The sequence below is a fragment of the Rhodococcus sp. USK10 genome, assembly GCF_019378875.1.
GTDB classification, from domain to species: domain Bacteria; phylum Actinomycetota; class Actinomycetes; order Mycobacteriales; family Mycobacteriaceae; genus Rhodococcus_F; species Rhodococcus_F pseudokoreensis.
In genome coordinates, this window is the sequence record NZ_CP076047.1 from 125,398 (window position 1) to 150,534 (window position 25,137).

The window sequence follows — 25,137 nt, forward strand, 5'->3', positions numbered from 1 at the left end:
CGGGTCATATCACGCCTGCGGTGCGCAGTGCGTTCAGGCGCTCGGGCGTCACGCCCAGCATCCGGCCCAGCACCGGCTCGGTGTCGGCACCGAGATCGGGCCCCAACCATCCGATTTCCGTTGCCTGGCCGTCGAACTGAGGTACCACGCCGGGGAAGCGGACCTCCTCGGGTGTGCCGTCTTCGACGTCGACCTTGAACGGCTGGATCATGCCGCGGGCCAGATAGTGCTCGTCGGAGACGATGCGGGCGGCGTCGTAGACCTCGCTGACCGGGACACCGGCGTCGGACAATAGGGAGACCACCTCTGCGGTGGTTCTGGTCGTCGTCCATGTCACGATCGCCTCGTCGAGATCGTCTTCCCGCAGGTAGCGTTTGGTGCCGTCGACCAGGTCGGGATCACTGGCCAGGTCCGAGCGGCCGACGGCGTTCATCAGCCTGGCGAACACCGCGCTGGCGTTCCCGGCGATCAGAACCGAGCCGTCGGCACACGGGTAGGAGCCGCTGGGCACCACACCGGGCAGGTTGCCGGCGGTGCGTTCGCGCACCATTTCGTAGGCGTCGTAGTCGGCGGTCAGCGATTCCATCGCCATGAACACCGATTCGTAGAGTGCGACGTCGGCGACCTTGGGTCGCGGGTGGTCGCCGCCGCGGGCTTTGGCCAGGAGCATCATCAACGCGCTGACCGCGCCGTAGAGACCGGCGAGGGTGTCGCCCAGTGGTGCTGCCGGCCGGACCGGCTCACGATCGGGATAGCCGGTCACATAACGCAATCCACCGAACGCTTCGGCGACACCACCGAAGCCGGCGCGCTGTGCGTAGGGGCCGTTCTGGCCGTAACCGGAGATCCGGACCAGGACGAGGTCAGGGTTGGCTGCCTGCAACTGGTCGGGGCCGATGTTCCATTGTTCCAGGGTGCCGGGGCGAAAGTTCTCGATCACGACATCGACCTTGGTGGCCAGGTCCAGCACCAGCTGCTGCCCCTCGGCGCTCTTCAAATCGAGCGTCACCGAGCGCTTGTTGCGGGCGATGGTGCGATACATCATCGAGGTGGTGCCCCTGCTGCGACGCCAACCGCGCAGCTCGTCCCCACCGTCGGGTCGCTCGATCTTGATGACCTCGGCGCCGAAATCGGCTAGCAGCCGAGTCGCGAAGGGCGCTGCGATGAAATTGCCCAGCTCCAGGATGGTGATGCCGTCGAGCGGACCTGTGGTGGCGGTGTTCATGATGCTCCGATTCCTGTCGGCGGTGTGATCGACATGTCATAGTGACCCAATATATGGGCCACTATGACCCGAATGATGGGGCAACCGTAGTGCGACAGGTCACAGAACGCAACGGGTGTATGCCGACCAGTAGAGGTAGAGCGGGCAAGAAAGACACACCCACAGCCGTGAGGGCGGCGCCGGGGTCAGGAGTCGAGGAGGGACTTTTCGATACGATGAGCTGCAGCGATGGCCGAGGGACCGAGGCGGGCTCCGGGATCGTCACCGAGCCGGTGCACCGGGCCCGACACGCACACCGACGCGACGATCTCGCCGTGCACTCGTACCGGTGCGCTGACCGAGCCGAGGCCGGAAACCCGCTCGGAGAGCGTCTGCCACCAGCCGCGGCGTCGCGCGGCGGGGTCGTTGTCGAAATCGCCGGCCAGCACGTGGCCGCTCGACCCTTCCGCCAGCGGAAATGTGGTGCCGACCGGCATGGTGGCCCGCAGTTCGTTCGATGATTCGACACTGGCGGCGCACAAGCGCAGGTCACCGCGCCGGACCCACAATTGTGAGGACTCACCGGTGCTCTCGCTCAGCTCCCGCAGGACGGGAAGGGCGATATCGGTCATCCCGGCGGCGGTGAAGCGATACCCGAGCCAGTACCGGCCCTCGGTATCTCGACGTAGATAGCCATAGTGCGCGAGCTCGGCCACGAGACGTTGGGTGGTCGACTTCGACAGGCCGACGGTGCGTGCAAGGTCGCTGGTGATCATCGGACGCAACTCGACGGCGTCGATGATGGCGAATGCTCGCGACAAGACACCGACCGTCTTGCGCTGCTCGTCCACCATTGCCCGACTCTCCCGAGGAAACCGCGATCGCTACCGCGAACCGCATAGTGACTACTGCCCGTGTCGAACGATCCTAGCGTCGAGCGCTGCCGAAACGGCGGTCGGGCGAACAGCAACAGACATTGGCATTGGTCATGGCGCGTGTGATGCGCGGTTACTGATCGCATCGGAGATGAGACCGGGCTCGGCAACGACTTCGCGTCCTGCGCCCAGGTCGGTGAGGATGGCTGCTCGCACTCGCTCGAGCGAGATTGCCGGGTTGAGGTCTGCCAGTGCCGCCGCGGTGCTCGGATCGAATTCCACGTCGAGTGCTGCGTTGACATCGGTCAGCACGGCCCGTGTGGGTTCGGGGTCGGTGACGACAAGCTCTGCGCCGAAGAGCCATGCGCCCGAGATGATCCGCTGTGCCGTGCCGGTGAGTTTGACCCGGGCAGCGCCGTTGATGGTCCAGTCGCCGGGACAGTATTCGCCGGGTACTGCGCCGATCCGAGCGTCTATGCCAAGGCCCCGGAGCACTGAGACGAGCCGGGTGGTGAGTTCACGGAAGCGTGCCCGTGCGCCGGTCATTCCCTGTGTGTCCGGAGCGAATATTTCCAGGACGAGCGTCTGTTCGTGGTACGCGGCGGCGCGCCCGCCTGCGCTGCGCACCACGGGTGCGAACCCATGTCGTCGTGCAGCTTCCACTGCGTCGGGGAATTGTGCGCGTAGGGCGTCCAGGCGCCCGAACGACAGGGTGGGCGCCGGGTTGTAGAGGCGGACCAGCGCGTCGCTGTCCGGTGTGGTCGCGGTGCGTCGTAGGAACGCTGCTGCGTACGCCGCATCCAGTACCGGGTCGTCGGGAAAGTGTGTGTGGTGGTGAAGTGTTCGACGAGCATGTGGCTGCCTGTTCCGTCATCTTCGGCTGACATCGTGGGAGAGAATTAGTCTGCGTGAACGTCCTCGGTGCCGGTGGCCGGCTCACCCGCGGCTATCGCGTCGTTTGTCACCTACTCGGCCTGCGATCCTGCGATCTGCTCGAGTAATGGCCGCGTCCGATATGGAATCGCTTGGTGCATCGCGATCGAAACGTTCGTTCGATCGATCCCCGGAACCGCCAGAATTTGGCCGGCTATCCGATACAAGTCATCAGCATCGGAGGCGGCGACCTCGATGTGGAGGTCTGCCGCCCCGGAGAGCCCGACGACTTCCATCACTTCGGGCACGCCGTCCAGATGTGCGATGACTTCCTCGAGTCGGTGTTGGTCGACTATGGCAGTGACGAAGGCGCGCAGGAGAAGTCCGAGATCGCGGGGTGACACGCACCGGTCGACGGGTTGGAGGATCTTGTCGGTATCCCACCGTGACAGGCGTGATTGAACGGTGTTGCGGGCGAGGCCGAGAAGCCCGGCCAGCTGGACGCCGGTCGCTCGCGGTGCATCGCACAACGCCAGAAGGATGCGCACGTCGGTCCGATCAAGTCTTGGCATGCAGCCCAGTGTTGCACGCCGGCTAACCATCAGTTTGGGCAGTCTGCGCATTTCTGCACCTGCCACTTGCGCAGTCTGCGGCCTGCTGGTTCTGTGTGGCGCAGATCAAGTCCCCCGGCCGGGTGACCAGGCCGGCGTGGTTTCCAGTGGAGGTAGCTCATGTTCGATACAGACGACCTGGTGCAGCTCGTCACCGAATCCGGTGAACGACGCACCCACTCGGATTTCTCGCCGTACGTCGAGGACATCGACCTTCCCGCGCTGCGCAGTCTGTACGAAGACCTGGTCGTGGTCCGCCGGATCGATTCCGAGGCGACGGCTTTGCAGCGCCAGGGCGAACTCGGTCTGTGGGCGCCGTTGCTCGGCCAGGAGGCCGCCCAGGTCGGTTCGGCCCGGGCACTCGACGTCGACGACTTCGTGTTCGCCAGCTACCGCGAACACGGGGTCGCTTACTGTCGCGGTGTCGATCCGACGCACATGCTGCGGTTTTGGCGCGGCTCGACGCACTCGGGCTGGAATCCCTTCGAGTACAAAATGACTACGCCTGCGATCATCGTCGGGGCGCAGGCACTGCACGCCACGGGCTACGCGATGGGCATGCAGTTCGACGGCACGACCGGCGCCGCGATCACGTACTTCGGCGACGGCGCGACAAGTCAGGGCGACATCTCCGAAGCCTTCGGGTTCGCTGCGAGCTTCAACGCACCGGTGGTGTTCTTCTGCCAGAACAACCAGTGGGCGATCTCCGAACCGGTCAGTCTGCAATCGCGGGTGAGTATCGCCGCGCGGGGCCGGGGCTTCGGTGTGCCGGCCGTTCGGGTGGACGGCAACGACGTCCTCGCCGTGATCGCGGTGACCCGGGCAGCTCTCGAACGAGCCCGCGAGGGCAGCGGCCCCACCCTGATCGAGGCGGTCACCTACCGGATGGGCCCGCACACCACGTCCGACGACCCGACCCGGTACCGGCCGGCCGCAATGGACGAGGAGTGGAAGGCCAAGGATCCCCTCGACCGGATCCGCGCCCTCCTCGAAACGGCCGGTGTCATCGACGACGACTATCTGGCGGCGGTCCAGCAGCAGGCGGACGAGACCGCCGCGGCGTTGCGCCGCGGCTGCCTCGAGACCGTCGCGCCGACCGCGCTGTCGATGTTCGACCACGTCTACGCCGAACCGCACCCCCTCGTCGACGAGGAACGCCGCCAGTTCGCGTCCTACCTCGACACGTTGGAAGGAACCCACTGATGACCGCGACGACCGCTCCCGCCACTCTTCCGCTGGGCAAGGCGATCAACGCCGGCCTGCGGCGCGCGCTCGAGGACGATCCGAAGGTCGTGCTGATGGGTGAGGACATCGGCAAACTCGGTGGCGTCTTCCGGATCACCGACGGCCTGCAGAAAGACTTCGGGCCGAACCGGGTCATCGACACCCCGCTGGCCGAATCCGGCATTCTCGGCACCGCTGTCGGATTGGCGATGCGCGGCTACCGGCCGGTGTGCGAGATCCAGTTCGACGGGTTCATCTATCCCGGCTTCGACCAGATCGTCTCCCAGGTCGCCAAACTGCACTACCGCACCAGCGGCAACGTCAAGATGCCGATCACCATCCGGGTCCCCTACGGCGGCGGCATCGGCGCCATCGAACACCACTCCGAATCACCCGAGGGGTACTTCGCCGCGACCGCCGGTCTACGAGTGGTCACCTGCAGCAACGCCGCCGACGCCCACACGATGATCCAGCAGGCCATCGTCTCCGACGATCCCGTGCTGTTCTTCGAACCCAAGCGCCGCTACTGGGAGAAGACCGAGATCGACCCCACCGCAGAGGCGTACCCGCTGCACAAGGCACGCGTCCTCACCCGGGGGACCGACGCCACCCTGCTGGCGTACGGCCCCCTGGTAACGACCGCCCTGCAGGCAGCGACGATCGCCGCGGACGAGGGCCGGTCACTGGAAGTGATCGATCTGCGCTCGATCTCCCCCCTCGACATCGACACCATCGCCGAGTCCGTGCAGCGCACCGGCCGGCTGGTGATCACCCACGAAGCCCCGGTCTTTCTCGGCATCGGCGCCGAGATCGCCGCCCGCATCACCGAGCGCTGCTTCTACCACCTCGAGGCCCCCGTGCAACGAGTCGGCGGATTCACCCTGCCCTATCCCCCGTCGAAGCTCGAAGAACACTTCCTGCCCGACGCCGACCGCATCCTCGACGCCGTCGACCGCACCTTCACCGCGTAAACCAGGAGACCCGCCAGCGATGCCCACCATCAAAACCTTCCTGCTGCCGGACCTCGGTGAAGGACTCACCGAGGCGGAACTGATCAGCTGGACCGTCGCCGTCGGCGACACCGTCGAGCTGAACCAGATCATCGCCGAGGTCGAAACCGCCAAGGCATCGGTGGAACTGCCCTCCCCCTACGCCGGAACGGTGGTCACCCTGCACGCCGACGAGGGCAGCACCATCGACGTCGGCAGCGCCTTCATCGACATCGAAATCGCCGACGACACCGCATCCCCGGCGCCGTCCCCCATGGCCGCGCCCGTGCAGCAGGCGCCAGCCGAACGCACACCCGTCCTCGTCGGCTACGGCGTCGCCGAAGAGAGCACCAGTCGCCGTCGACGAGGCGGTGCGAGACCCACTCCTCCTGTCGGGCCACCCACCACCCCCGTTCAGGGACGGCCGTTGGCCGCCCCTCCGGTGCGGTTCGCGGCGAAGAAGGCCGGCGTCGACCTCGCCGACGTGTCCCCGACCGGCAGCCAAGGCCAGGTGACCCGGGCCGACCTCGATCGCATCCTCAACGCCGTCACCGACAACCCCGCCGCCGACCTCCACGCGCCGCCGTCCACGACCGCGCCGATCGGGGACGAGGAACGCACCCCGATCAAGGGTGTGCGCAAGCACACCGCCGCCGCGATGGTCCGCAGCGCCTTCACCGCCCCACATGTCACCGAATTCGTCGACGTCGACGTGACTCCGATGATGGAGTTGCTGGACAAGCTGCGGGAGAACAAGCACTTCGCCGGTGTGCGCCTGACCCCGCTCGCGCTGGTCGCGAAAGCACTGCTGGTGGCGTTGCGCACCAATCCCTCCCTGAACTCGTTCTGGGACGAGGACGCGCAGGAAATCGTGACCAAAAGGTACGTCAACCTGGGGATCGCCGCCGCCACCCCGCGGGGACTGATGGTGCCCAACATCAAGAACGCGCACACACTCGGACTCCGAGAGCTGGCGCTCGCACTGTCCGACCTGACACGCACAGCCAAGGACGGCAAAACCGGACCCGCCGACCTGGCCGACGGAACGATCACCATCACCAACGTGGGCGTGTTCGGCGTCGACGCCGGGACCCCGATCCTCAACCCGGGGGAAGCGGCGATCCTGTGCTTCGGATCGATCCGACGCCGCCCGTGGGAACACCAGGGTGAGATCGCCCTGCGATCGATCACCACCTTGAGCCTGTCGTTCGATCACCGCCTCGTCGACGGCGAACACGGCTCGAAGTTCCTCGCCACCCTGGCCGACATCCTCTCCGATCCGTTGAGCCTGATCGCACTGAGCTGACCCGCCCGGCAGCTCGACAGATTCCGCGCTTTCCCACACCGACCACGCACCGGCGCATCTCAAGGAGCTTCCATGACCGACTCACCCGACGTCCTGATCCTCGGCGGAGGATCCGGCGGCTACGCGTGTGCCTTCCGCGCCGCACAGCTGGGCAAGACCGTCACCCTGATCGAGGAGGACAAGGTCGGCGGCACCTGCCTGCACCGGGGCTGCATCCCCACCAAGGCGCTCGTCCGCGCCGCCGAGGTCGCCGACACCGTCGCGCACGCGTCCTCGATCGGGATCGGGGCCACGCTCGGGGACATCGACGCCGACGCGGTGCACGCATACAAGGACGGCGTCGTCGATCGCCTCTACAAGGGACTGCAGGGCTTGGTGCGCAGCCACAAGATCAACCTGGTCACCGGCACCGGGCACTACGCCGGTGGCACCACCGTGCAGGTCGACGGCCGCTCGATCACCGGCCGGTCACTCGTTCTCGCCACCGGATCCCAGGTCCGCGGAATCCCCGGCCTCGAGATCGACGGCCGCATCCTCACCAGCGACCAGGCACTGACGTTCCCCACCATCCCGAGGCGGGTCGTCGTGCTCGGTGGAGGCATCATCGGTGTCGAGTTCGCCAGCATCTGGTCCGCCCTCGGCGCCGACGTGACCCTCATCGAGGCGCTGCCCCGCCTCGTCGCCACCGAGGACGAGTGGACCTCGAAACAACTTACCCGCGCCTTCCGCAAGCGCGGCATCACCATCAAGACCGATACCCGCTTCGAGAAGGCAGTCCAGGACGAGGACTCGGTCAGTGTCACCGTCGAGTCCGGCGACACCATCGACGCCGATGTTCTACTCGTCGCAGTCGGCCGAGCACCCCGCACCGCCGGCATCGGCCTCACCGAAGGCGGCATCGCACTCGACGAACGTGGTTTCGCCCGCGTCGACGAACATCTGCGCACCAGCGTGAGGAACGTCTACGCCGTCGGTGACATCGTCGCCGGCCCGCAACTCGCCCATCGAGGATTCCAGCAGGGACTGTTCGCCGCCGAACACATCGCCGGGCTACCTACCACCGCTGTCGACGACGTCAATATCCCCCGCGTGGCGTACTCGAACCCGGAAATCGCATCCGTCGGACTCACTGAGGCTCAGGCACGCGAACGCTTCCCCGCCATCAACACGACCGTGTACGACCTGGCGGGCAATGGCAAGAGCCAAATTCTCGGCACCAGCGGTGGCGTCAAACTGATTCGAGCCCAGGGCGGACCCGTCGTCGGTATCCACCTGGTCGGCGAGCGAGTCGGCGAACTCGTCGGCGAAGCGCAGCTGATCGTGAACTGGGGCGCTCACCCCGACGAGGTCGCGGACCTGATCCACGCGCATCCCACCCAGGCCGAAGCCCTCGGCGAGGCACACCTCGCCCTGGCCGGCCGACCCCTTCATGCCCACGGCTGATCCCGCCCGAAGTAGGCGGCCACTTCGAGTGTGCGATCACCGCGCTCTATGAACTCGACAATGACTGATTCGAGGCGAGAGCAGGAGCGCGTCAGATCATCGCTATAGAGGGCCGGCATGCCGTCGGCGAAAGCGGCAAACGCGCGCATTGTGTAGGAACCAGCCTTAAGTCAATCACCTTGGGTGCGGTCGGAATCTCGAGCAGGTCGACGAGAAGTTTGTCGGCTTCGTCCTCGATGCCGGCGAGGATGTCGGTGATGTCCTCGACGTGGTCGTGGGCGTCACGGCGGGCGACGATGCCGCGGTCGTAGTAGCCCTGGTCCAGATCGACGTCAACCACGTCCGGAACCCGCACGTTTTCGCGTGCCGGCGTCGTGGATCGCCTGTGCATTGGCAGTTCGGCGATTGCCCGGTCAGGTGCGTGTGCGGACCAGGGCGGCGACGGATCGTCCAGTCAGCGGAGTCGAGACGCAGGGCGTATGCTCCCACCGGTCGATGGATGTGAGCAGCGGCCGTTCGTCGCGCCGCGCGCTGCCTGCGAACGCTGATAGGTCTGCACCGTTGTCGAGTCGGTCAGCGAGGAGCTGAGTGCTCGGGTACCGGATCATACGGCGCGGCGGGGGATGGTGCCACGTAGAGGTCGGTCATCGACTCACCATTTCTTTGTCGTCGCCGGATCTCGGGGGTCGTTTCTTCTCGATGTCCGTCGTGAGGGTCCGACGAACACCGGTCCGTTAAGGATGGTGTGTATCAGGGCGATCGGCGGTATTGTTGCCCTGCCGCACCGCCTGGAAGAGCGTCTTCGGCATCCACATGCTGCTACTGCACGCTGAATTCAACTGCCAGCGTTTGCATGCAACATCGTGATGGTGGATGTATGCATGCAAACGGCAGACGCCGGTTCAAGTGCCCGATCGGCCCGGTAGTGACTTCAGACTGCGACCTCGACTGCACTCATCTGGTCGATCACGGCGTCGGTGACAGATTCCGTCGTGTTCGAACCGCCGAGATCTGGTGTGTGTGGCCCATTTTGGATGGCTTTCGCAACAGCGTTGTTTATCGAAACTGACGCGGCAATGAGTTGCTCGTCGTCTCGGCGTTGACCCACCCAGTCCAACAGCATTGCCGCGGAGAGAATGGTCGCCAGTGGGTTGGCCACACCGTGGCCGGCGAGGTCAGGTGCACTTCCGTGGCACGGCTGGAACAATGCCTGGTCTACGCCGACCTCGGCGGATGGAGCCAAGCCGACCCCCCCAATCAGACCGGCGGCGAGTTCTGACACGATGTCGCCGAGAAGATTCTCGGTGACAACGACGTCGAAACGCTCCGGATCCAGGACCATCAGCATTGATGCCGAGTCCACGTAGAGGCGCTCGGCGGTGATGTCTGAATGGCGCGCGGCCACCTCGTCGAAGATCTCACGCAGGAACACGAAGCTGGAAAGGGCGTTGGATTTGTCCAACAGGGTGACCTTGCCTTGACCACCCAGCGCTTTTCGCTTGGTCGCCCGCTCAAACGCGAGCTCAAACAGGCGCTCACTACCCGATCGGGTGATGGTCAGCCGGTCAGTGACGCTTCTACCGGGTTCGATTGTTGGGTCGCTCCGGTGCGCGAAGGGTCTCGCGTATGACTTCCATGTCTGCGTCGCCGGACTGCAGGACCCTCGGTATACCGTCGAACTGCCGGACGGGGCGGATACTTGCAAAGAGCTAGAAATGCTCGCGAAGCTCGAGTTGAGGAGTTACTTCTCTGCCGTCCGGGAGACGGACATCGGGCAGTCCCATAGCTCCGAACAGGATCGCATCTGCCTTTTCGAGCTCTTGCATTACGTCGGAACTGATTCCGACACCGGACCTCTGGAAGAATTGAGCGCCGGCTTCGTGTGAAGTAAAACGAAGCTCAATTCCATGGTTCGTAGCCGCTGCATTGAGGACAGCAACTGCCGATGTCGTGATTTCAGGCCCGATTCCGTCGCCGGGCAGCAGTGCAATGTTGATCTCGCGGGGTCTCACAGTTGTTCTCCTTTGTGGATCGGGGCAAACGGCGCTGGTTGGATCAGTAGGCGAGTAGCGGTTTCAGCGATCTGCCGATCTTGTTACCGAGGAATGCGACGATGGGGGCACTGATGACGAACATTCCCAGGGTGATCCCGAGTACCGCTGCTTTCATCAGGACACCGAACACCATGTGTAGGCCGAAGTAGACCATTGCGAGCCACCAGACCGGCGCAATGATGGTCAACCCCGATCACCGCGGTGGCGGGAGTCGTGCAGTAACTGCCGCCTAACTTGTCGACGGCCCAGAAAATGACTTCGGTCAGTACAACCGCGAACGGGACGGTGATGAGCCACTGCGGCGGGTCACCCTCGATCAGAGTGTTGATCGCGATGATGTTGAGGCCGGCGTAGAGCGATGCCGTACCGCGCTTGGGTACCAGAACGACGACCGTCGCGAGAGCCCAGGCAAAAAATATGTACCACAGGCCCACGTTGAGTGGGAATGCAAAATTTATGAACTTCTGGATGAGATGTGTGATGCGCGCGCACGCGGCGAGAGCCGCGATGGTCACAAGGTCGACCGCCGTAAAGCCGGCCAGAAAGCTTCTCCTGGATCTGCCGGGCCGGTTTCGGCTCACCCTTGCCGCCTTCGGTTGTGCATCCTGGGAATTGCGCATGAGGGGTTCCTCCTGTCGATCTGTCGATCGGTGCGGAGGCCGTGGGATCGGCGACCGACTTTTCAGATGGAGATGGTCATCGTCCGCTGGTTCGGTGCTGATTGAGTTCGAGGACAGGTTCGGGGGCTTCGACGACCAGATCGTGTCCGACGAGGCGTCCGACGAGATCTTCCGGAGATTTCGGCAGTCCAAGATCCAACGACGTCACTTCGTTCGCGACCTGGACAACCTCGGGTGGGCGTACCCCCAGACGCTGCATCGCAGCCGCGTTTGCGAACAGCTCATCCATGCGCCCATCGAATGCGACTGCACCGTCGGACAGTCCGATGACGCGTGTGGCGTAACTGGCAACGACGTCCATATCGTGGGTGACCATGACGATGGCCGTACTGCTGTCGCGATTGACGTTTTCCATCAGCCGCAGCAGATAAGTCAACCTACGGTGATCTTGACCCGTTGTCGGCTCATCAAGGATCATCCCGTCAGGGCGCAACGCCAGGACGGTGCCGGCCGCAAGCCTTTTTCGTTCGCCCTGCGACAACTTCAGGGGGTGTTGCTCGTGTTTGTGGTCGAGTCCGACAAACTCCAGCGTTTCCCGAGCCCGTCGTACTGCCTCGTCGCCCTCTACTCCCGCGATGCGCAGGCCGAAGAGGATTTCATCGATCACCCGGCCAGTGAAAAGCTGGTGGGCGGGATTTTGGAACAGGTAACCCACTCGACGACAGATCGCCGCGACGCTGGTTTTCCGGGTGTCCATGCCAGCCGTGACCACGGCTCCACGCTCGTGCTGGTGTAGGCCGATGAGCAGCTTCCCAAAGGTGCTTTTGCCTACGCCGTTTCGACCGAGAACGGCGATGTACTCGCCCGGGCGCACGGCAGCGTCGAGCCCACGGGCCTGGCACTTGTCCTTGGTGTGTCGGTACCACACATCGGAGGCCTGAATGAGCGGTGAAGCGCGGTGAGTGGTCCGCAGCTGCTCGGGTGGGGCGGGCGGTGCAGGACGTAATGCACCGCCCGCCACTGCGCCGTCGATACTCGACGCGAGGTCGGCAGGCGGGACGGGGAAGGCGCCCAGATCGCATCCCGCGGACTGCAGAAGTTAAGCGGCTCGGATATGGCCGGGCATCCGTAAGCCGAGTCCGCGCAACAATCGTGCGTTCTGACCGAGGACCACTTCCGGACGGTCGTCGAGGACCACCTCACCGTCGCTCATGACGATGACCCGGTCGGCGTGCTGAACGATCTCACCGATCGCGTGCTCGGCGATCACGATCGTGAGGTTGCCGACCGACCGAAGCTGGTCGATCACGGTCTCCTTGGTCTCGGGGTCCAAGTCGGTGGTCGGTTCGTCGAACAAGAGCATCTGAGGACGCAACGCCAGGCAGCTTGCGATTACCAGCCTCTGCTTCTCGCCGCCGGACATTGTGAGAGTCAATGCTCGTGCTCGATCGATGAGCCCGACCATCTCGAGGGATGAACGCACGCGCTCGGAGATTTCCTCACGCGACAGACCCAGGTTCTCGGGTCTGAAGGCAACCTCGTCTTCTGCTGTGAGCGAGAAGATTTGGTCAGTAGGATTTTGGCTGACGAAACCGACCGATTGGGCAATCTCGTAAAGCTCTTGATCGCGCGTGTCGGTCCCATCGATGAGAACGGAGCCGCTCATTTCCCCTGGTGTCATGTGCGGAGAAATACCCGCTAGACACCGTAGGAGAGTCGACTTGCCACAGCCACTCGCCCCGATGATGACAACGAACTCTCCCGGCGCAAACTCTAGGTTGACGTTCCGCAGCGACGGTGTGTCGTCGCCTGCATGGGCATAGGTTAGATTGCGCGCTTCGGCGATTGGCCTATTAATGACTCTTCCCATTTCAACTCGCCTGCCTGAGGACTGACGCAAAAGTTCCGAAGCCCTGCGTGCGCAGATACACCGCGACTCCCATGAGCATGACCAGTACCACCAACACCGCCCAATCCGTTCTCCGAAAGCGCACATCGCGGTAGAAGTCTCGCCATTGACCGGCTCCGAAAGCTTTGGTCTCAACCGCGAGTCCGGTCGCCCTCGCCCGAATCAAAGATCCCGCGAGCAGCGGCACCAGCATCAGACGAAGCCTGGTGAGGGGACCGAAACCCTTCCCTTCCACACCGCGCACCCGTTGCGCGTCTCGGATCTTGGCGGCTTCTTCGACGACGAGTGGGATGAACCGCACCGCAGAAACGAACATGAAACAAGGGCGGAACGGGACCTTCAGCTTCGTGAGACCGCGCGACAACATCACCGGATCAGTGGTCAGGATGACCGCGATGCTGATGCTCATGGGGAGCAACAGCCGGATGCCGTTACCCAGGCCGATGAGGAGGCTCTCATCGGTTACTCGCACGCCACCGGCCTGCCACAGCACCTCGGCACCAGGGGCGCTCGGATAGAAGAAAGCGTTCGTCCACGCCACGCCCAACGCCATGACGAGTCCACCCAGGATCAGCGGCCATGCCGCCCGGGCATTGATTCGCCCTACCACCCACGGAATCAGCGTCAATACGAAGATGATCAGCAACGCGAGCGGATGGATAAACAGAAACGTCCCGGCGATTACCACTGCGATGGCAAGCAGCTTGACGCGCGGATCGAGGCGGTGCACGAAGGTGTCATTGCTTACGGCGTCGAAAAGGCCGTATCACCCGTGAACTCATCGGAGACCTATCACTAGTAGGGAGGTCGGTCAGTCTTCGATCACAAGCACACGGGCAGGCGCGGCTTCCACACCCTTCAGCGGCAACGGCGCGACCACGATGTTGAAACGCTGCGAGGCGATCTGATCGATATTGCGCAAACACTCAGCGTGAAAGAGACCGGCGCCGAGCACGGCGTGATGAATCACCAATTCCTCACCCGGCCTGGCTTCCCCGCTGTCGATACGGTCTTGCAGATCTTGATGGGTACGCCCGGCCGACTCCTGCGAGAAGTCGTAACCCAGTCCGCGCACCTTCCGTTCTTGTACGAGCCACTTGGCTGCAGCTTCAGACAGAAAGGGTGATTTCGTCCAGTAACGATCAGTGCCGTAGGTCTGCGACCAGTCACTGCGAAGGAGCACGAACTCGTTGGGCTGGATCGGCTGGTCAAGCTTCGCCTCAGCCGCCTGGATGTGCGCCAAGGTAAATTCCACGTCCTCGCCTGAGAACGGTGTGAGATCGAGTACGACGCCCGGTCCATATAGCAGGTCTGTCGAAATTTCATCGATGCGGGCACCGCCGCGCTACCAGTCGAGGCCCAGTGCGTGAAGCTCTACGCCAACTCTCGGAGTCAGGTCTCGTGAACTACGTTCCCCGCCGCGGGTGGTTCGTCACGCGACTGCGCGAAGAAGACCGAATCGACATCGTTGTGATGCGCGGGAACTTGGAAGGCCTCGCTGCGCGCCTTACATGTACACGTTATCGAGCCGGCGACACCAACTTCGATTCACTCCGCCGCATTCCTACTCAAATGAAAGCCGACGTCGCCGCCGTCGATCCCAAATCCTTTTTCACCCACGACTGGGATTTCCACGAAGAACTGTGCATCGCTTCTGGCAATACATGGCTGCACAAGAGTTGGCTGATGATGCGGCATGGCGTCAGCCTTCTCGTCGCCAACTCGCAATACAACTATTCAAAGACCGCCGATCACGTCACCTCACACCAAGAGATCATCGACGTACTCACAACCCGTACACCTAAGGAATGCGAAGACTACCTTCGTCGACGCGTGATTGAATCCGGCTACGCAAGTATGAATCAGATTGCACCAAAACAGCTTTGGGACTGAAAGATCAAACTAACCGTCGGACGTCTGGCCGTGGCGGTCACCGATAGTCCGCTGATTACGTTCACCGAATACGCGGCCGGGCGCGGCGACGCGGGCCGATTCACCACCGACGGGAAGCACTTCCTCACCGGCGACACCGCCAGACCTCCAGCATCTTCTCGACCTGCATGCCCGTGGCCAAGCCCCGACGGGGTTCCTCCGGGGGCGTCTCGGCCCCGGCCTCCCCGGCTGGAAGCGAGCCGGTTGCCCGTCGCGGCAGCGATCCACGGGCACGCCGTGCGGGCGGACTCGAACTCGCGCTCGCCTGGCCTACCGGACAGATGCGCCTGAGTGATGGCGGTGATCGCGCGTGCGGTCAGCGTTGCCGGGCCGAGCGGCGTGTGACCCCACCGGTTGATCGAGGTCATCAGCGACCGGTCGTCAGTTTGGTAGGCGAAGTCGAATCCGCGCAGGTCGCCGCCGGCCTTGGCGCGCTCGCCGAGGGGGCGAGTGGCGCCGTGGTGGCGATCGAGGAATTCCAGGACCTCCGTCCACCCTCGATAGACCGTTGATACCGCGATCCCGGGTGCCTCGAGGGGCGGCGGGAAGGACGATCCGGTCACCGTTGACGGTGAGACACACGAAAACATCGTGGCCGCCGGTGACGGTGACGTCCCGTCGGTGGAGCCAGGTGATCTTCTCGAAACCCGCCCCCACACGAGGACGAGAATGAGGGCAACGGCGATTGAAAAACCTGCCGACCATTCGGCGACCTGTATCTGCGCGATCCGCTCGGCAACAATGGTCGAGAGACGTTCCAGCCGAGCAGCTCTCGTAGCGATGGCGACCGTCCAGTACGAGGTGATGGGCGCCAGATGCTTGGACACCCTCAGATCACCTCCTTCATCTGACCCACAGCGGCGAGGACGCCGGGTGGCTGGCCTGTTTCCAGGACCACAGGCCAGCCACCTCCCCTGTCTGTCCCACTACGCCCCGTGCTGAGGCGCGATTTCGCTGCGGTAGAGACAGACACCAGCGATCACGACCACGTGTCACACCCGCAGCGCCTCGTCACTTCGGCCGCGACGGGAGGAAGACCGCGGCGATGACGGCGCCGACTGCCGTGACGGCCGCCGCGACGTAGGCGCCGGCGGTCAGACCGTCGAGGAAGGCCGTGTTGGCTGCGTGGGTGACCGCGGCGGCGGTGCCCGGGTTCCCGGCGGCGCGAATCTGCTCGGAGGCGATGACGGCGGCGCCCACGGAATCCTGGACGACAGACTGCACGTTTTCGGGCAGATGCTGCGCCGTGTCGGAGGCGGCGAACGTCGACGCGTACAAGGACGCGTAGACACTGCCGATGACCGCCACGCCGAGAGTTCCACCGACTTCTCTGGTGGCGTCGTTCATCCCGGATCCGATACCCGCCTTCTCCCGCGGGACGGCACCCATGATCGCCTCCGTCGCCGGTGCGGAGGTCAGTCCCAGCCCCAGCCCCAGTGGGATCATCTGGCCGGCGATCTCCAGGTAGCTCGTTGCCTCGCTGAGCGTGGAGATCCACAGGAACGCCGAGGTGAAGAGCACGAGCCCGACCGTGACGATGAGTTTGTTGCCCAGTCGGACCGCGAGAAGGGTCCCGAGGACCGACCCGATCGCGATCGACGCCGCGACGGGAATGAACTTCAGGCCCGTGTCGAGCGGGCCGAAGCCGCGCACCAGCTGGAAGTACTGCGAGATCAAGAAGATGAAGCCGAACAGGGCGAAGTAGGCGAAGGTCACCGAGGCGCTCGCCGCGGTGAACCGCATGTTCGCGAACAACGACACGTCGATCATGGGGTCGTCGTGGCTGCGCTCCCAGCGCACCAGGGCGAGGAACAGGCCGGCGGCGAGGGTGAACCCGGTGAGCGTGGCGGTGCTACCCCACCCGTGTTCCGGCGCCTCGATGATGGTGTAGACCAGGGTGCCGACCGCGAGCACGGACAGAATCAGGCCGCCGACGTCGATGCGCGGCGTGCCGGGATCACGAGAGGTGGTCACCACGAAAACTGCTGCACCGATCGCGACGAGCGCACCGAGGGCGAGAGCGAGAAAGACACTGCCCCACCAGAAGTGTTCGAGCAGCCAGCCGCCGAGGATCGGACCACCCGCCACCCCGACTCCCGTGGTGGCACCCCAGATTCCGATGGCCTTGGCCTTCTCCGCGCGTTCGGTGAACACGTTGGACAGGATCGATAGGGTCGTCGGGTAGACGAACGCAGCACCCAGGCCCATCACCGCCTGCCAGGCGATCAGCTGGCCCGAGCTGCCGGCGAACGACGCTCCGGCGGCACCGCCGGCGAAGATGGACAACCCGAGGATCAGCGCGCCCTTGCGGCCGTAGCGGTCGCTGAGGCTGCCGAATGCCAGGACGAACGTGGCGAACAGCAAGTTGTAGGCGTCGACGATCCATTGGAGTTCGCGGTTGCCGGCTCGCAAATCGAGTGCGAGCGAGGGTAAGGCCACGTTGATCGCGGTGGTGGCGAGGCTGATGGCCAAGGTCGCTGCGCACAGCACCACCAGGACGGGGATGCGCGAGGTTCGGCGTTGCTGCAGGATCGAAGTCATTACTTTATTATTTCAAGCACATAGACAAGATTGTCAAGTGTAGACTGGGGGCATGAAGTCGTATGGGGAGTTCTGCGCGCTGGCGCGGGCGTTGGATGTCATCGGTGACCGGTGGTCGATGTTGATTGTGCGGGAGCTCCTCGTCGGTCCCAGCCGGTACTCGGACCTGCACAAATCACTGCCCGGGATCGCAACGAACCTGCTGGCGCAACGCCTTCGGACCCTGGAGGAAACCGGGGTCGTGGCTTCCTCCGAGGAGCCCGCTCCGGTGTCGGCGCGCGTCTACGTCCTGACCGAGTGGGGGCTCGGGTTGCGCAGACCGTTGGTGGAACTTGCCCGGTGGGGGGTGCCGCTGATGTCGGCGGGCGCGGTCGAGGACCACAAGCGAGGGCGGTGGTTGGTCTTCGCGATCATGGCGCTGTACCCGGAGGCGGCCGCGCTCCCGGCCCCGGCACGCTTCCCGACCGTCACCGCACGTATCGACGCGGACGGTGACCGCCTGCTGCTCGTCTCCGGTCCGACCGGGGTACGCGCGTCGGTGACGAACGGCGACGAGTCGGCGGAGGTCACCCTCGCGGGGACGTCCGAGCAGGTTTTCGCCGTGCTCTCCGGCAGTGGTGCCGAGACACCGGCCCGGATCACCGGCAGTGCGGATGCGCTCCGCCGCCTCTCCGAGTTGACGGCCATGGCACTGACCGCAGGCTCCGACCCTGCCGGCCTCCCGGCGTGAACTCCTGCTCCCGCCCCCGTGGCGCCGCACTCGGCCCGGGCATCACCGGACCAGCGCCGCAACAACTTCGGGCTTCTCCAGGGTGAGGAAATGTCCGGCGCCGGGTACCTGCGTGAACGTAGCGTCCGGCAGCAACCGCCTGTTGTTTTCCCGGTCCGACACGCGGGACCAGTCGTCCTCCCCGTACACGAGATCCACCGGGACCGCCAATTGTGGGTAGAGCCGCCGGGCGGCGACGAGGCTCGGCAGATTGGCGTACACGGCGCGGGCGACCACAGGGTAACCGGGGCGGCGCCCGACCCCGTGCAGTTCATCGAGATACTCGCCGGTCAGGCAGGACTTCTCGACGAGCCCTCCGCGCAGGATCGCCCGCAGGACGGGCCTGGGTTCGACCCTTGCGATCATCGGACCCACACCGGGCGCAAGGATGCCCGACACGACGACCCGGGCGAGAGCACTGGATCTCGCAATTCCCCCCGGATAGTCGTACGCGTTGACCGCGATCACCCGCCGAACGCGATCCGGCACCGCCACCGCCGCCGTGAGCGCGAGCACCGCGCCCATCGATTCCCCGATCAGGGTCACGTTCTGCAGGTCGAGCTTCTCGAGCAAACCGGTCACCGCACTGCGCATCGCAGGCTCCTCGTACGACGCTCCCGGCACGATGTCCGAATGCCCCATTCCGGGCAAGTCGAGCGCGAAGACGGAATGGTCGGCCAGCAGCAGAGGTATCAAACGATGGAAGTGCTCGGCCTGCGTTCTCACCGTGTGCAGCAACACAACTGGCGGACCTGTTCCGCCGTGCAGAGAACGCACCCGGCCAGAACCGGGGCCTGCCCCGGATATCGCCTCCAGATAGCGACTATCGACGCCCGCGATGGTCATGCCGGGTGTCGGCCCTTCGTGCTTCATTCGGCTCCTCTCGTGGAGGGCAGGTCAGCCCGCCCTCGCGCTCGGACGGTGACGCGGTGCGCGTCCGAGGCCGGCCTGTCGCCGGGCCCGTCCCAGGTGCAGCAGTAGTGATCGTCAGGTGTGCTGGTGCGAGCTCGGCCAGGGCAACTCCGAGTTGTTCGTTGTCGGACAGCCACTTCGGTGGTCCTGGTGTCGAGTATGACACGGTGCCCGAGGTCGGCAAGCTCCGCGTCGAGGCGGCGCGTGCCGATAAGGGTCTACGGTCACTGCATCGACGAAGACGCGACGGTTCGCATGCATCGTCTTCCCCGTGTGTGGCGACCGCGTAGCTCACCATCGGACGAGGACCTGGCCCCGCCCACGGGGTGCTGGGGTCGAGCATGACACGTGTGGTGCGGTGCGCCATCGGTGTCGGCGCTCTGGCACATGATCGGTGGCGTGGTCGCCGGTACGGCCAGCGCGGTCGGGGGCAAGCCACGAAAGTATGCTGATGATTCCCGGCTGAACGGGTCGTACACCAGGAAGCTCCGACTGGGGAATGCTGAAGCGACCTGCGCGCTGCCTCTGCTCTGGTGCAGGCCTGCACGGTCGTTCACGCCACCGTCGGTAGCGTCGAGAGGCTCTCAGCACGGTCGGTCACGGGGTCGGGTCCCGGGCGGGAAGGTCGGTTGCGAACGGGCCTACTGCGTGGTGCCAGAGATAACAGGACTCGGATCCATGAAGATCAAATATTCGGTCACTTTGTTCTGCTCCACGCGGGTGCGCGTCACGGCCGGGAGGGTGAAGAATTCACCGCTCTGCAAGGTATAGGTGACCTCCACCCGGAGCGCGGCCACGTTGCCGGCCGACCATTGTTCGATGATCTCGTGGCGCATCGATGCCACCGAGGTCAGGTACTGCGCTACCCAGGATTGGATCGAGTCCTTCCCGATGACGGGGGCATTGTTGCCCATGCGGAAGATGCAGTCGTCGGAGAAGTAGTCGAAGAACGCTGCGATGTCGGTGTCGGCGGCGTGGAGAAGTTTGCGGGTGGTCTCGACCTCGGTTGTGACTGTGGTCATCGCGGACTCTCTTTCTGAGGTGACGTAGCGTGGGCCCCGGCAGTGCGGGGGGTCGATTTGAAGATGAAGACGGGCACGACCTGGGTGGGTTTACAGCTCTCAGGCCCAGTGCACGGTCGCGGCGGGGTCGAGTCTGGGGAGACGCTCGAACCACGGATTCTCGCCGGGGTGTCCGATGTTGACGACCAGGATGGATCTCCAGGTTGTCCCGGAGAAGAATTCAGTGTCCATTCCTGCGGGGTCGAAACCGGCCATCGGGCCGGCCGCCAGCCCGGCGGCACGGATGGCGAGGATGAAATATCCCGCCTGCAGGGCTGCGTTGAAGTTGCCGGTTCGCCCCCGCAGCGCGTCGTTGGCGGCGAAGATCTCCCGCATCTGCGGCCGGATCGGCAGCACTCGGGGAAGGTGCTCGTGAAAATCGATGTCTACCGCGAGAATCGCGGTGACGGGAGCTGATGTGGTCTTCTCTCGGTTACCCTCGTCCAGGTGCTCGAGCAATCTGCGACGGCCCTCGTCGGTGCGAACGAACTTCACGCGCAGCGGTTGGGAGTTCGCGGCCGTCGGCGCCCAGCGGGCCATGTCCCAGATCTGTGCGAGTTCGTCATCGCTGACCGGGGTCGATGCGAAGTTGTTGACTGTTCGTGCTCCCGCGAACAGCAGCTCTCTGGCTGCGTCGTCGAGACAGTCGACCGTCGGGTTACTGCTCACCACTTTGTTTCCTCCTGCCCCTTTTTGGGTCGATGCCGATTCATGCCCGGTCCCGGCTGCTCGTGATCGCGGTGGTGCCGCCGCCGATCACAGGAGCGGATCGGCCACGGGAAGGTCGAGGGTGAACCGCCCGATCGTTTCCGAGGCCGTGTCGATGTCGAGGAAGGCGTGCACCGACAGCACGGACAGGTCACGGAAGAACCGCTGGATCGGTGCAGAGGTCCGGTACCCGTCGCCACCGATTCCACGCACCATGTCGTTGAGGGCGTTGCGGGCCAGATCTGCCAGATATGCTGCCTTCAACTTCATTTCGGCACGATCGCGGGGTTCGGCCTGCTCGGGCCGCTGGGCGGTGAGGCGTTCGAAGAAGGCGTCGAGGAGCGTTTCGGCGGCGTCCGCCGCGGCCAGCGCCCGGCCGAGCCGCATCTGGGCGGCCTGCTTGCCGGAGGCCTTCTCCTGGCTGATGGTTCCCTGCCGGTCCCGGGTGCGCCGGACGAACGCGTCCGCCGCACCGCGCAGCGCACCGACGACGACGGGGGTGACCTCGGCCATCGCGAACGGCAGGAAGGGGAGGTGGTACATGGGGTTGGGGTGGATCAGCTGTCCGGGAGCGGTACCGGCGAGGGCGAGGGCGAACGGACCGGTGCGGTAGTCCGGGACGAAGACGTCGTCGACGCTGACGTCGTTGCTGCCGGTGCCGGACATGCCGGCGATGTACCAGGTGTCGAGGATCTTGACGTCCTCGCGGGGTACCAGGAACCACAACGGGGTGGGGGCGCTGCCCTCCTCGAACACGACGCCGGCGAAGGTGAACCACTCCGCGTGCGCCGACCCGGAATTCCAGGCCGTCTGCCCGGTGATGCGGTAGCCGCCGTCGACCTTGCGCACCTGCCCGAGCGGGGCCGCGGTACCGGCGGTGAGGGTGTAGGGCTTGTCGGCGAACACTTCTCGTTGCGCCTGTTCGGTGAAGATGTTCACTCGCCAGGCCGCGCCGATGTAGAAGGAGGTGACCCACCCGGTCGACGGGCACACCGCACTGATGGTACGGACGATCTCGGCGGCGACGTCGAGTCCGAGTTCGAGTCCGCCGTACTCCTTAGGGGTCAGCGTGGACAGGATTCCCGAGTCGATGAGGTCGGTGATCGTCTCGTCGAGGGGAGCCCGGTTCTCCTCGGTCTTCTGAGCGCGTTCGGCGAAAGCCGGTACCAGGGCGTGCACCCGGTCCATGTGTTCCGTGCGGGTGATGTCCATTGTTTTCTCCGATGTGTAAGGGTGGTGTTTCTCAGCTACTGGGGGCGATCGGCGTAGCTCTGGACATGCCGGAACCGCGCCTGAGGTGTGCGGATGCCGGCTTGGTCGGTGTGCGTGTCGCGAACGGCACGGCCGGGGGTCAGCGGAAGGTGCCCTCACGGTCCGGTCCGGCGACGAGCGTGAGCCCGTACCGGTCGGCAAGGACCTCGGCATCGCCTCGATCGCCGGCGTCTGTCGGGTCGGCGATGCCGTCGAGGTCGGCGAACACCGCGCCCGAGTACTGGGCCTCGGTCGCGTCGGTGAGCGCGAGGGCGACGGCGGGGGTGGTCAGGCGCATCCGGAACTCCGTCGGTGTCACGCGCACCGGGACCAGGTGCCCGGGCCGAGTGAGATCGCCTGGCCCGGTGGCCGGGTCGGCGAGGGTGCGGGCCGTGTGTGCCCGGTCGGCGCCGGAGATCCCGGTGGTGACGCCGGCGGCGGCGTCGACGGTGACACACTGACCGTGGCCGAGGGTGGAGATGACCCGAACCGTGGGGGTCGCTTCTGGCAGGACCAGACGGTCACAGATCCGTTCGTGCATTGCCACCTGCAGAAATCCTGTGGTGTGACGGATCAGGAAGGTCATCTGCCCGGTGGTCACGGCGCCGGCGCACCCGACGAGCACGACGCGGCGGTGATGGCTCAGGATGATCAGCTCACCGGCGGCGAGGGCGCGGCTACCGGCGGCGAGCGTCGACCATGACCGATGGTGCGAGGCGCGGGGCGCGAACGAGGTCGTCATGGCGTGCCTTCCCTGTGCGAAAGATCCTGCTGCTGCGCGCGCCCGATCGGGCTGGCCGCGGCGGACTACTGATCGAGTGGTGGGTTATACGGATTCGAGCGCCGAGTGCGTGCCGAAGACGCGGCGGTGATAGGTGAGCGGGTCGCTGTAGTTGTTCTCTGCCGCAACGACGTTGCCGAGCACGACCACATGATCTCCGCCCTCGACTAACTGGGCGACGTGACAGGCGATCCAGCCGGCGGCGCCGGCGATTCGGGGAAGTTCGTGGTCGAGGTCCCACCGCACGCCCTGGAACTTGCCGATTCCGCCCTTCTTCGCGAACTTCAGCGCGGTTCCTTGCTGGTCTCGACCCAACACGTTCAATCCGAACTTCTTCGATGCCGTGATCAGCTCGAGCGTCTCCGATCCGCGATCCAGCGAGACCAGGACCATCGGCGGCGTCATCGACAACGAGGTGAAGGCGCTGACGGTGGTGCCGAAGGGCAGGCCGCCGTCCATGGAGGTCACCACGGCGACCGGAGTGGCCACGTGCGCCATCACGTCCTTGAATGTTTCCTGGACAGGACTCGAGGGGGTATGCATGATAAATCTTCCTTCTGTCGACCGCGGCGCTCAGCGCAACGAACCGTGGAGAACGGACGGGGACGGGTGCCGCTGGCCTTCGGGATTTCACCACCCGTTGTGTCCTACACCACAAGTAGACCGCATCAGTTACCCAGTTCGCACTACTGCAGGGACCAGTGTTGTCGCCGACTTTTGGTTTCTGAACCAACCGGGGGTTCGGGCTATCGGCCTACGCTCGCTACCACTGAGCGATGGGGGCGTCTTTGAGCCACTCGTAGATGCGGAGCGCGGCCCGCAGGTCCGTGGTCGATTCACCGGGGAGCGTGCACAGGCTCAAGGCCTTCTGCACTCGATAGGTCACCGTGTTCTTGGAAATATGCTCGGCCGAGGCGACTTTGGCGAGGCTGTGTTCCTTGTCGAGGTAGAGGCTCAGGGTCGACCGCAGACCAGCCATCCGGGGGTCGTCGCCCGCGAGCGGGCCGAGCAGACGGGAGGCGAACTGCACCGCGGCATCCGGATCGGCGAGCAGTAGCACTTCCAGGCCGATGTGCTCGTGCGCGGTGGTGGTGGGTGGATGGCCTACCCGCAGGCGAACCAACCGCTCGACCGCGCGGGCCTCGAGGTGGCTTCGACGGAACCCGTCCATCCCGGAGCCGAGTTGGCCGGTCACGACAAAAGTGTCGCCGAAGTCGGGGGGGAGGGGGGGTCAGGGCGCGGGTCGGGTCCGGGGTGATCGTCCCCCACGCCCATATCGCCTGCAGCCCGACGGGGATCACCAGTGCAGCCGTCGGTGTTCCCCAGTGCCGCAGCACCGGGTCGACGACGGCCCGCAGGTCGTGGCTCGAGTGCGGACCGCTCCAGGCAATGAGGGCGACGTGGTGACCGCCGAGGGGGTAGCCGAGGACCTGTTCGGCGTGGACGGGTTCGATGGGGTCCGCGGCGATGATCTTGGTGGCGAGGTCGAGCCGGGCCGCCGATACCCCCGCTGCCCACGCGCTCTGCTCGTGAAGGAAGGCCGCGGCGGCCACCCCAGTGAAGTCGTCGAGCACTTCGAAGAGCAGCACGGAGATCCGGCGCAACTCGCTGCTGCTCTCGCTCGGCGGTAGCAGGCGGGTCGCCGCGTCGAGCAGGGCCGCCGCCAGCACGGCGTACCCGACCCGGATAGCCCGGAGCAGGTCGTTGAGCTCCATACCCTGGCGGGCAAAGTCGACAGCGATCTCCTCCACCTCGGCACTGGCCAGCGACGTCTCCGGCTCGCCGAGGCCGGCGACCAGAGTCAGGGCCCGCAGCGCTGTCGAGGTGGTCGCCCGACGCAACGCATCCGGAGGTGCCACCCCATCGCCCAGCGCCGGCACTTTCCCGGAGATCGTGGCGGCGATGTTCTGGCCGACTTCGACGGCCCAGGTGACCGCGCCGTCGCCGAGCACGGCGCGAATCCGTTCGGCGTCCGGGCTGAGCCACTCGAGCTCCGGTTGCCGGGCCCGTGCTCCCGATAATTCACCAGTCCAGTGCGGCACTCGACATCCTTCCGATCCGCCTCAACGCTACA

General features: G+C 65.0%; 28 protein-coding genes. 7 read left to right on the top strand and 21 right to left on the bottom strand.

The genetic code is table 11. The features are described from left to right. Positions 1 to 4: 4 nt before the first annotated feature. The 4 genes from I1A62_RS01135 to I1A62_RS01150 all read right to left on the bottom strand — a co-directional run bounded on the left by I1A62_RS01135 (position 5) and on the right by I1A62_RS01150 (position 3,524). Complete coding sequence (locus I1A62_RS01135) at positions 5 to 1,225, bottom strand: CaiB/BaiF CoA-transferase family protein (protein WP_219453544.1); 1,221 nt, start codon at positions 1,223 to 1,225, stop codon at positions 5 to 7. A gap of 185 nt (positions 1,226 to 1,410) precedes the next feature. Then, on the bottom strand, positions 1,411 to 2,058 hold the full coding sequence (locus I1A62_RS01140; protein WP_219453545.1) for an IclR family transcriptional regulator: 648 nt from the start codon (positions 2,056 to 2,058) through the stop codon (positions 1,411 to 1,413). Between the two features lie 132 nt (positions 2,059 to 2,190). Beyond that, on the bottom strand, positions 2,191 to 2,883 hold the full coding sequence (locus I1A62_RS46985; protein WP_219454991.1) for a lipoate--protein ligase family protein: 693 nt from the start codon (positions 2,881 to 2,883) through the stop codon (positions 2,191 to 2,193). A 161-nt stretch (positions 2,884 to 3,044) separates the two neighbouring features. Beyond that, the gene (locus I1A62_RS01150) at positions 3,045 to 3,524 is read right to left on the bottom strand and encodes an Lrp/AsnC family transcriptional regulator (RefSeq protein ID WP_219454992.1); all 480 of its coding nucleotides are present in this window, start codon (positions 3,522 to 3,524) and stop codon (positions 3,045 to 3,047) included. 159 nt (positions 3,525 to 3,683) lie between these two features. Between I1A62_RS01150 and pdhA the strand changes: the two genes are divergently transcribed. The 4 genes from pdhA to lpdA all read left to right on the top strand — a co-directional run bounded on the left by pdhA (position 3,684) and on the right by lpdA (position 8,525). Then, positions 3,684 to 4,766, top strand: coding sequence for a pyruvate dehydrogenase (acetyl-transferring) E1 component subunit alpha (pdhA, locus tag I1A62_RS01155; RefSeq protein ID WP_219453546.1), 1,083 nt, complete (start codon positions 3,684 to 3,686; stop codon positions 4,764 to 4,766). Further along, entirely contained in the window at positions 4,766 to 5,758 is a 993-nt protein-coding gene (locus I1A62_RS01160) for an alpha-ketoacid dehydrogenase subunit beta (protein ID WP_219453547.1), read from the top strand. Before pdhA ends, I1A62_RS01160 begins: the two co-directional genes overlap by 1 nt. A gap of 19 nt (positions 5,759 to 5,777) precedes the next feature. Continuing rightward, a complete protein-coding gene (locus I1A62_RS01165) occupies positions 5,778 to 7,082 on the top strand; it encodes a dihydrolipoamide acetyltransferase family protein (protein WP_219453548.1) in 1,305 nt (434 codons plus the stop codon). Between the two features lie 72 nt (positions 7,083 to 7,154). Further along, positions 7,155 to 8,525, top strand: a complete 1,371-nt coding sequence (gene lpdA, locus I1A62_RS01170) for a dihydrolipoyl dehydrogenase (protein WP_219453549.1) — start codon at positions 7,155 to 7,157, stop codon at positions 8,523 to 8,525. A 91-nt stretch (positions 8,526 to 8,616) separates the two neighbouring features. On the opposite strand, the gene I1A62_RS01175 is transcribed toward lpdA, so the two are convergent. The 8 genes from I1A62_RS01175 to I1A62_RS01205 form a co-directional block, all read right to left on the bottom strand. After that, positions 8,617 to 8,865: a hypothetical protein gene (locus I1A62_RS01175; protein ID WP_219453550.1), complete on the bottom strand. Its 249-nt coding sequence runs from the start codon at positions 8,863 to 8,865 to the stop codon at positions 8,617 to 8,619. A 591-nt stretch (positions 8,866 to 9,456) separates the two neighbouring features. After that, on the bottom strand, positions 9,457 to 10,230 hold the full coding sequence (locus I1A62_RS01180) for an isocitrate/isopropylmalate family dehydrogenase (protein WP_257890330.1): 774 nt from the start codon (positions 10,228 to 10,230) through the stop codon (positions 9,457 to 9,459). Positions 10,231 to 10,234: 4 nt separating this feature from the next. Next, the gene (locus tag I1A62_RS45620) at positions 10,235 to 10,537 is read right to left on the bottom strand and encodes an isocitrate/isopropylmalate family dehydrogenase (protein ID WP_257890331.1); all 303 of its coding nucleotides are present in this window, start codon (positions 10,535 to 10,537) and stop codon (positions 10,235 to 10,237) included. A gap of 43 nt (positions 10,538 to 10,580) precedes the next feature. Then, complete coding sequence (locus I1A62_RS01185; protein WP_219453551.1) at positions 10,581 to 10,766, bottom strand: hypothetical protein; 186 nt, start codon at positions 10,764 to 10,766, stop codon at positions 10,581 to 10,583. Positions 10,767 to 11,275: 509 nt separating this feature from the next. Continuing rightward, positions 11,276 to 12,220, bottom strand: a complete 945-nt coding sequence (locus I1A62_RS01190) for an energy-coupling factor ABC transporter ATP-binding protein (protein ID WP_219453552.1) — start codon at positions 12,218 to 12,220, stop codon at positions 11,276 to 11,278. Positions 12,221 to 12,298: 78 nt separating this feature from the next. Next, positions 12,299 to 13,069, bottom strand: a complete 771-nt coding sequence (locus tag I1A62_RS01195) for an energy-coupling factor ABC transporter ATP-binding protein (RefSeq protein ID WP_219453553.1) — start codon at positions 13,067 to 13,069, stop codon at positions 12,299 to 12,301. Position 13,070: 1 nt separating this feature from the next. Next, complete coding sequence (locus I1A62_RS01200; protein ID WP_219453554.1) at positions 13,071 to 13,838, bottom strand: energy-coupling factor transporter transmembrane protein EcfT; 768 nt, start codon at positions 13,836 to 13,838, stop codon at positions 13,071 to 13,073. A gap of 81 nt (positions 13,839 to 13,919) precedes the next feature. Further along, positions 13,920 to 14,438 carry a cyclase family protein gene (locus I1A62_RS01205; RefSeq protein WP_219454995.1) on the bottom strand — a complete coding sequence of 173 codons (519 nt, stop codon included), beginning with the start codon at positions 14,436 to 14,438 and terminating at the stop codon, positions 13,920 to 13,922. On the opposite strand from I1A62_RS01205, the gene I1A62_RS01210 reads away from it, so the two are divergent. After that, a complete protein-coding gene (locus I1A62_RS01210; RefSeq protein ID WP_257890512.1) occupies positions 14,420 to 15,001 on the top strand; it encodes a GntR family transcriptional regulator in 582 nt (193 codons plus the stop codon). The genes I1A62_RS01205 and I1A62_RS01210 overlap by 19 nt on opposite strands. Here the strand turns inward: I1A62_RS01210 and I1A62_RS01215 are convergent. Further along, positions 14,971 to 15,867 (bottom strand): hypothetical protein, encoded by an 897-nt coding sequence (locus I1A62_RS01215; protein WP_219453556.1) that lies wholly within the window; start codon positions 15,865 to 15,867, stop codon positions 14,971 to 14,973. The two genes, I1A62_RS01210 and I1A62_RS01215, sit on opposite strands and share 31 nt — an antisense overlap. A 184-nt stretch (positions 15,868 to 16,051) precedes the next feature. Next, positions 16,052 to 17,581: an MFS transporter gene (locus tag I1A62_RS01220; RefSeq protein WP_219453557.1), complete on the bottom strand. Its 1,530-nt coding sequence runs from the start codon at positions 17,579 to 17,581 to the stop codon at positions 16,052 to 16,054. A gap of 52 nt (positions 17,582 to 17,633) precedes the next feature. On the opposite strand from I1A62_RS01220, the gene I1A62_RS01225 reads away from it, so the two are divergent. Beyond that, positions 17,634 to 18,311 (top strand): helix-turn-helix domain-containing protein, encoded by a 678-nt coding sequence (locus I1A62_RS01225; protein ID WP_219453558.1) that lies wholly within the window; start codon positions 17,634 to 17,636, stop codon positions 18,309 to 18,311. A gap of 42 nt (positions 18,312 to 18,353) precedes the next feature. On the opposite strand, the gene I1A62_RS01230 is transcribed toward I1A62_RS01225, so the two are convergent. The 7 genes from I1A62_RS01230 to I1A62_RS45625 form a co-directional block, all read right to left on the bottom strand. Next, on the bottom strand, positions 18,354 to 19,223 hold the full coding sequence (locus I1A62_RS01230; protein WP_219453559.1) for an alpha/beta fold hydrolase: 870 nt from the start codon (positions 19,221 to 19,223) through the stop codon (positions 18,354 to 18,356). Positions 19,224 to 19,903: 680 nt separating this feature from the next. Then, positions 19,904 to 20,284: a nuclear transport factor 2 family protein gene (locus tag I1A62_RS01235; RefSeq protein ID WP_219453560.1), complete on the bottom strand. Its 381-nt coding sequence runs from the start codon at positions 20,282 to 20,284 to the stop codon at positions 19,904 to 19,906. Between the two features lie 99 nt (positions 20,285 to 20,383). Next, entirely contained in the window at positions 20,384 to 20,995 is a 612-nt protein-coding gene (locus tag I1A62_RS01240; RefSeq protein ID WP_219453561.1) for a malonic semialdehyde reductase, read from the bottom strand. An 84-nt stretch (positions 20,996 to 21,079) separates the two neighbouring features. After that, positions 21,080 to 22,243, bottom strand: a complete 1,164-nt coding sequence (locus I1A62_RS01245) for an acyl-CoA dehydrogenase family protein (protein WP_219453562.1) — start codon at positions 22,241 to 22,243, stop codon at positions 21,080 to 21,082. A gap of 139 nt (positions 22,244 to 22,382) precedes the next feature. Then, positions 22,383 to 23,024 (bottom strand): 3,4-dihydroxy-2-butanone-4-phosphate synthase, encoded by a 642-nt coding sequence (locus tag I1A62_RS01250; RefSeq protein WP_219453563.1) that lies wholly within the window; start codon positions 23,022 to 23,024, stop codon positions 22,383 to 22,385. 84 nt (positions 23,025 to 23,108) lie between these two features. Then, positions 23,109 to 23,606 carry a flavin reductase family protein gene (locus tag I1A62_RS01255; protein WP_219453564.1) on the bottom strand — a complete coding sequence of 166 codons (498 nt, stop codon included), beginning with the start codon at positions 23,604 to 23,606 and terminating at the stop codon, positions 23,109 to 23,111. A gap of 220 nt (positions 23,607 to 23,826) precedes the next feature. Further along, positions 23,827 to 24,258 carry a helix-turn-helix domain-containing protein gene (locus I1A62_RS45625; RefSeq protein WP_257890332.1) on the bottom strand — a complete coding sequence of 144 codons (432 nt, stop codon included), beginning with the start codon at positions 24,256 to 24,258 and terminating at the stop codon, positions 23,827 to 23,829. Between the two features lie 205 nt (positions 24,259 to 24,463). On the opposite strand from I1A62_RS45625, the gene I1A62_RS45630 reads away from it, so the two are divergent. Then, positions 24,464 to 24,694, top strand: a complete 231-nt coding sequence (locus tag I1A62_RS45630; RefSeq protein ID WP_257890333.1) for a hypothetical protein — start codon at positions 24,464 to 24,466, stop codon at positions 24,692 to 24,694. Positions 24,695 to 25,137 lie beyond the last annotated feature (443 nt).

Bases quoted from the DNA above. Each gene is read 5' to 3' on its own strand.
- I1A62_RS01255 (WP_219453564.1), bottom strand. From the start codon at position 23,606: ATGCATACCCCCTCGAGTCCTGTCCAGGAAACATTCAAGGACGTGATG.
- I1A62_RS01220 (WP_219453557.1), bottom strand. From the start codon at position 17,581: ATGACTTCGATCCTGCAGCAACGCCGAACCTCGCGCATCCCCGTCCTG.
- I1A62_RS01195 (WP_219453553.1), bottom strand. From the start codon at position 13,069: ATGGGAAGAGTCATTAATAGGCCAATCGCCGAAGCGCGCAATCTAACC.
- pdhA (WP_219453546.1), top strand. From the start codon at position 3,684: ATGTTCGATACAGACGACCTGGTGCAGCTCGTCACCGAATCCGGTGAA.
- I1A62_RS01225 (WP_219453558.1), top strand. From the start codon at position 17,634: ATGAAGTCGTATGGGGAGTTCTGCGCGCTGGCGCGGGCGTTGGATGTC.
- I1A62_RS01230 (WP_219453559.1), bottom strand. From the start codon at position 19,223: ATGAAGCACGAAGGGCCGACACCCGGCATGACCATCGCGGGCGTCGAT.
- I1A62_RS01150 (WP_219454992.1), bottom strand. From the start codon at position 3,524: ATGCCAAGACTTGATCGGACCGACGTGCGCATCCTTCTGGCGTTGTGC.
- I1A62_RS01250 (WP_219453563.1), bottom strand. From the start codon at position 23,024: ATGACGACCTCGTTCGCGCCCCGCGCCTCGCACCATCGGTCATGGTCG.
- lpdA (WP_219453549.1), top strand. From the start codon at position 7,155: ATGACCGACTCACCCGACGTCCTGATCCTCGGCGGAGGATCCGGCGGC.
- I1A62_RS01160 (WP_219453547.1), top strand. From the start codon at position 4,766: ATGACCGCGACGACCGCTCCCGCCACTCTTCCGCTGGGCAAGGCGATC.
- I1A62_RS01135 (WP_219453544.1), bottom strand. From the start codon at position 1,225: ATGAACACCGCCACCACAGGTCCGCTCGACGGCATCACCATCCTGGAG.
- I1A62_RS01165 (WP_219453548.1), top strand. From the start codon at position 5,778: ATGCCCACCATCAAAACCTTCCTGCTGCCGGACCTCGGTGAAGGACTC.
- I1A62_RS01245 (WP_219453562.1), bottom strand. From the start codon at position 22,243: ATGGACATCACCCGCACGGAACACATGGACCGGGTGCACGCCCTGGTA.
- I1A62_RS01140 (WP_219453545.1), bottom strand. From the start codon at position 2,058: ATGGTGGACGAGCAGCGCAAGACGGTCGGTGTCTTGTCGCGAGCATTC.
- I1A62_RS01235 (WP_219453560.1), bottom strand. From the start codon at position 20,284: ATGACCACAGTCACAACCGAGGTCGAGACCACCCGCAAACTTCTCCAC.